This window comes from Erwinia sp. PME.40.26/001, assembly GCF_055556675.1.
Genome location: NZ_JBVHNP010000145.1, coordinates 1 through 275, shown reverse-complemented (window position 1 = coordinate 275; position 275 = coordinate 1). Strand labels below are relative to the sequence as shown.

The following is a 275-nucleotide window of genomic DNA, read 5'->3' as shown; positions in this document are numbered from 1 at the left end:
AAACGCGCTCAATCTGCTGGCGGGCGAGACGGTGCCGGAAGCGCTGTTGCCGGGCACGCTGGAGAGCCTGGCGGATAACAGCATTACGCTGACCCCGGCGGGCGTCTCCTCCTCCGTGCTGCTGCGCCGCCCCGATATTCAGGAAGCGGAGCATAATCTGAAGAGCGCGAATGCCAATATCGGTGCCGCGCGGGCGAACTTCTTCCCGACCATTTCACTCACCGCCAGCGCGGGCGTGGGCAGCAGCTCACTTTCGTCCCTCTTTAGCCATGGCA

At 64.0% G+C, this 275-nt stretch carries 1 protein-coding gene; it reads left to right on the top strand.

Translation table 11 applies throughout. From position 1 onward, the window contains the following. On the top strand, nucleotides 1-275 hold a 275-nt coding region (locus ACZ3HG_RS23590; RefSeq protein WP_465334784.1), incomplete at both ends, for a TolC family protein.